Raw genomic sequence first — 5,349 nt, forward strand, 5'->3', positions numbered from 1 at the left:
GTCATACCGCACCTGGAGTCATACCGCACCTGGAGTCATACCGCACCTGGAGTCATACCGCGCCTGGAGTCATACCGCGCCTGGAGTCATACCGCGCCTGGAGTCATACCGCACCTGGAGTCATACCGCACCTGGAGTCATACCGCACCTGGAGTCATACCCGCGAAAGCGGGTATCTTGTTTACAACGTCCTCTTTTTCTAAATCCGGCCTTAACCGTCCACCCGGCCCCCCGTCCTGACCCTTATTTCTTCGTCGCGCGCTTGCCGGCGAAAAATTCGGTCATCAGGGCCGCGCATTCATCGGCCAGCACGCCGGACACGATTTCCGGTTTATGATTGAATTCACCGCTTTCGAACAGGCGCTGCGCGCTTTCGATAGCGCCGGTTTTGGGCTCGACGGCACCGTAAACCACGCGCTCGACGCGCGCATGTACCAGCGCGCCGACGCACATGACGCAGGGTTCTAGCGTGACATAGAGCGTGGTGCCGGTTAGCCGGTAGTTACCCAGTTTTTGCGCCGCCGCGCGCAACACCATAATCTCGGCATGAGCGCTCGGATCACAGGCGCCGATTGGCTGATTATGCCCCGCCGCGACCAGGTCGCCGCCCGCGTCTACCAGCACGGCCCCGACCGGAACCTCGTCGTTCTCGGCCGCGATTCCTGCCTGCACCAGAGCCCGTTGCATCCAGGCCGAATCGTTCATTTCCCGGGACAAGTGGTACTCCTCAGATATCCAGCAGAAATATCATCAATGGCACGATCAGGGCGGTTACGATTCCGCTCAAACCCATTGCCACGGCGGCAAACACGCCGGCCGTTTCGTTTCTGCTCATGGCACGGGCGGTGCCGATACCGTGACTCGCGAGGCCGATACCGAAACCGCGTGCCGACATCTTCCTGACGCGCAGCAAATCAAGCGTGAAGGTGCCGAAAGCGGCCCCGATGATACCGGTGATGATGGTGATGATGGCCGTTAACGACGGAATGCCGCCGATGAGTTCGGATATACCCATCGCGATAGGTGCAGTAACGCTCTTTGGTAGCAGGCTCAATACGATCTCTCGCTCCAGCGAGAAAAATACCGCGAGCAGGTAGGTAACCAGGACGGCGAATATCGAGCCCAGAATGACGGCCGTGACAATCGGCTTCGCGTTAGCCGTGATCAGGTCCCATTTCCGGTATATGGGAATTGCCAGCGACACGGTCGCAGGTCCCAGCAGAAAGTGGATAAACTTGGCGCCTTCGAAATAACGCTCATACTGAACGTTAAATATCAACAGCACGCCGCTCACGATAACGATCCCCAGTGCAACCGGGTTCAGTAACGGGAACAGGTTCGACCTGCGGTAACAATAGTCCCCGACCAGGTAGGCGCCGATGGTCAGCGTCAGCCAGAATAAGGGTTCCGCCTGTAAATAAACCCAGATGCTGTAGAGCTTCTGCTCATCCGTCATTTTGAGTTCCCCGGGTCTGCAGCTTCTCCATGACGAAGGCGGTAAAACCCACGGTCAGGACGGTGCCCACAAAGATCACCAACAGCACGCTCAACAGCCGATCTTCGAGGAAAGAGATATGCATGACGACCCCGACACCGATCGGAACAAACAGCAGGGGCAGATGGCCCAGCAGGTAATCGGAAGTCCTGTTCAGGCCTTTTTCAAGCTCGCCCCGGGATAGACTACCGTAACGGCCGTTCAGCAACAGGGCTGCGAGCAACAGTACCAGCCCGATGACGGGCCCCGGGATAGTCAGCTCAAAGTATTTCTGCAGCATTTTATTTCTGCAGCATTTCGCCGATTAGCTGGAACAAAAAAATAATAAAGATGCTGGCAAGCACTTGGGGCCTCTGTCTGGCTTAACTGAGAGCTAATAATCCGCTAGCGGTGGTCCCCGGCGGACCTACTCCCACTCGATGGTTCCCGGCGGCTTGCCCGAGATATCGTAAACCACGCGCGAAATATCCTCGATTTCATTCATGATCCGCCGCGAGACGTGATCGAGAAAGTGATACGGCAGGTCGGCCCAGCGCGCCGTCATAAAATCGATAGTCTCTACCGCGCGCAGACTGACCACGTGGTTATAGCGGCGGCCGTCGCCGGTAACACCGACCGATTTGACCGGCAGAAACACGACGAAAGCCTGCGAGACCTTGTCGTAGAGATCGTGATTGTGTAACTCCTCGATGAAGATGTGATCGGCAAGCCTGAGCGTGTCGGCAAACTCTTTTTTCACTTCGCCGAGAATACGCACTCCGAGGCCGGGCCCGGGGAACGGATGCCGGTAAACCATATCGCGCGGTATCCCGAGTTCGACCCCGATTTGCCGCACCTCGTCCTTGAACAGTTCCCGTAGCGGTTCGACCAGATCGAGCTTCATCTCTTCCGGTAGTCCGCCGACGTTGTGATGCGACTTGATCAAATGCGCCTTGCCGGTAGCGGCGCCAGCGGATTCGATGACATCCGGGTAAATCGTGCCCTGGGCAAGCCATTTCGCATTTTCGAGCTTGCCGGCCTCTTCCTCGAAGATGTCGATGAACAGGTTACCGATCGCCTTGCGCTTGTCCTCCGGATCGCTCAGACCCTCGAGCTTCGACAGGAAACGGGCCTCGGCGTCGATACGGATCACGTGCACGCCCATGTGCTCGGCGAACTGTTCCATCACCTGGTCGCCCTCGCGATAACGCAGCAACCCGGTATCGACATGGCCTTGTGCAATAACGCCGCCACCACCGACGAATCGACACCACCGGAAAGCCCGAGCACGACTTCATCCTGCCCTACCCGCGCGCGCACATCGTCCAGCGTCGCATCGATAATATTGGCCGAAGTCCATTGCGAGCCGCAGCCGCAGATCTGGTGTAAGAAGCGAGCATAGATCGCAACCCCCTGACGCGTATGCGTAACCTCGGGGTGGAACTGCAAACCATAGATGCGCCGTTCTTCGTCGGCCATGCCGGCGATCGGCGCGCTCTCGGTGCTCGCCATGAGCTTGAAGCCGGGCGGCAGCTCGGCTACCCGGTCGCCGTGCGACATCCAGACGTCGAGCATGCCGTAACCTTCGCTGGTTTCGTGGTCCTGGATATCGCGCAGTAACTCGGTATGTCCGCGTGCGCGTACGCTGGCATAGCCAAATTCCGATTTGCCGACATTCTCGACCTTGCCGCCAAGCTGCTGCGCGATGGCCTGCATGCCGTAACAGATACCGAGAATCGGCACTCCAAGGTCGAACAGCGCCGCGGGAACTTCCGGTTTTTCGCTATCGAGCGTCGACTCGGGGCCACCCGACAGGATAAATCCGCGCGCGCCGAACGCTTCGATATGCGCGACCTCGGCGTCCCACGGGTAGATTTCGCAGTAAACGCCGGCCTCGCGCACGCGGCGCGCGATCAGCTGGGTATACTGCGACCCGAAATCCAGGATCAGGATTCTATCGTCATGCAGATCGGTCATTACGTCTCAACAAACTAAGGAGTCACCCCCCGAAATTAAGAGGTCATCCCCGAAATTAAGGGGTCACCCCCGAAATTAAGGGGTCATCCCCGAAATTAAGGGGTCATCCCCGAAATTAAGGAGTCATCCCCGCGCAAGCGGGGATCTTTAAAATTAGGTTTCACGGCCTGCCCAGGATCCCCGCTTGCGCGACGGTTCGACGTATCGGGATGACAGGCTAAAACAGGAACCATTCACATCATACCTGGTAATTCGGCGCTTCCTTGGTAATCGTTACATCATGGACATGCGATTCTCGCATGCCGGCATTCGAGACCTGGACGAATTCCGGGCGGGTGCGCATTTCTTCGATGGTTGCGCAACCGACGTATCCCATGCTGGAGCGCACCCCGCCGAGTAACTGGTAAATCGTATTGGTCAGCGGCCCCTTGAACGGCACCCGTCCCTCGACGCCCTCGGGTACCAGTTTTTCATCGGCGCTGTCCGCCTGGAAGTAACGATCGCTCGAACCTTTCTGCATCGCCGCGATCGATCCCATACCACGATAGGATTTATAGGAGCGCCCCTGGAACAACTCGACTTCGCCGGGCGCTTCCTCGGTGCCGGCGAACATACTGCCGATCATGACCGCATGCGCGCCCGCGACCAGCGCCTTGGCGATGTCGCCGGAAAAACGAATGCCGCCATCGGCAATGACTCCCACCTCGGTATCCCGCAGCGCTTCTGCGACATTGCTGATGGCGGAAATCTGTGGCACGCCGACCCCGGCGACGATACGGGTGGTGCAGATCGACCCGGGCCCGATACCGACCTTGACCGCGTCGGCGCCGGCATCGACCAGGTCGCGCGCTGCAGCCCCGGTAGCGATGTTGCCGCCGATAACCTGGACCTCCGGGAAGTTCTGCTTGACCCAGGCGACCCGTTCGATCACGCCGCGCGAATGTCCGTGCGCGGTATCCACCACGATGACGTCGACCTCGGCCTCTACCAGCGCACGCACGCGCGCCTCGGTATCGTCGCCGGTGCCGACCGCGGCGCCGACGCGCAGGCGATCGTAGCGATCCTTGCAGGCGCGCGGGAAGTCGGTCGCCTTGGTAATATCCTTGACCGTGATCATGCCCTTGAGCTCGCCCGCGTCGTTGACCACCAGCACGCGTTCGAGCCGGTGTTTATGCAGCAGATCGAGCACTTCGTCCTTTTCGGCGCCCTCGGGGACGGTTACGAGGTTTTCACGCGGAGTCATGATCGATGACACCGGTTGATCGAGGTTGCGCTCGAAGCGCAGGTCACGTTTGGTGACGATACCCACCAGGCCACTGTCACCGATTACCGGCAGGCCAGAAATCCTGCGTTGCTCGGTGAGCGCGATGACGTCCCTGACCAGCGTGTCGGAGGAAATCGTGATCGGGTCCTTGATGACGCCACTTTCGTGTTTTTTCACACCGGCGACCTGTGCCGCCTGTTCTTCCACCGGCAGGTTCTTGTGCACGATCCCGAGGCCGCCTTCCTGGGCAATCGCAATCGCCAGTCTGGACTCGGTAACGGTGTCCATGGCGGCCGATACCAGCGGGATATTGAGGTGGATTTTGCGCGTCAGACGGGTCTGCAGTTGCGCCTCGTTTGGCAGAACTTCGGATTTTGCCGGCACCAGTAATACATCGTCGAACGTGAGGGCTTCCTGGCTGATACGCATGGTTACTCCGGCGGGTCTGTTGCAAAGCGCGATTATAAATTAATGCGCGCTCAAGCGTAAGTGAGATTATCGGAATCTGTGTCCGAATCTGCAAATTTCAGTCACTCCCGGCACGATTGCCTGCGACCGCTCGACCAGGGTGGTGCAAATTACTGGTTCGGTTAGAATGTCTGCTGTCGATTCCCAAGGCTTAGATTGCATGCAA

The 5,349-nt window shown here is 58.7% G+C and carries 4 protein-coding genes and 1 pseudogene; all 5 read right to left on the reverse strand.

Going from position 1 to position 5,349, the window contains the following annotated elements:
• Positions 1 to 243: 243 nt before the first annotated feature.
• Positions 244 to 705, reverse strand: a complete 462-nt coding sequence (tadA, locus tag Q0X89_RS17760; protein WP_297696695.1) for a tRNA adenosine(34) deaminase TadA — start codon at positions 703 to 705, stop codon at positions 244 to 246.
• A 22-nt stretch (positions 706 to 727) separates the two neighbouring features.
• Positions 728 to 1,456, reverse strand: coding sequence for an LrgB family protein (locus Q0X89_RS17765; RefSeq protein ID WP_297696698.1), 729 nt, complete (start codon positions 1,454 to 1,456; stop codon positions 728 to 730).
• The gene (locus tag Q0X89_RS17770; RefSeq protein WP_297696701.1) at positions 1,446 to 1,775 is read right to left on the reverse strand and encodes a CidA/LrgA family protein; all 330 of its coding nucleotides are present in this window, start codon (positions 1,773 to 1,775) and stop codon (positions 1,446 to 1,448) included. The genes Q0X89_RS17765 and Q0X89_RS17770 overlap by 11 nt, the downstream gene beginning before the upstream one ends.
• A 126-nt stretch (positions 1,776 to 1,901) precedes the next feature.
• A pseudogene (gene guaA, locus Q0X89_RS17775) lies at positions 1,902 to 3,451 on the reverse strand (glutamine-hydrolyzing GMP synthase).
• Positions 3,452 to 3,689: 238 nt separating this feature from the next.
• Positions 3,690 to 5,144, reverse strand: a complete 1,455-nt coding sequence (gene guaB, locus Q0X89_RS17780) for an IMP dehydrogenase (protein WP_297696703.1) — start codon at positions 5,142 to 5,144, stop codon at positions 3,690 to 3,692.
• Between the last annotated feature and the right edge of the window lie 205 nt (positions 5,145 to 5,349).

The organism is uncultured Eudoraea sp. (assembly GCF_947258525.1).
Lineage (GTDB): Bacteria > Bacteroidota > Bacteroidia > Flavobacteriales > Flavobacteriaceae > Eudoraea.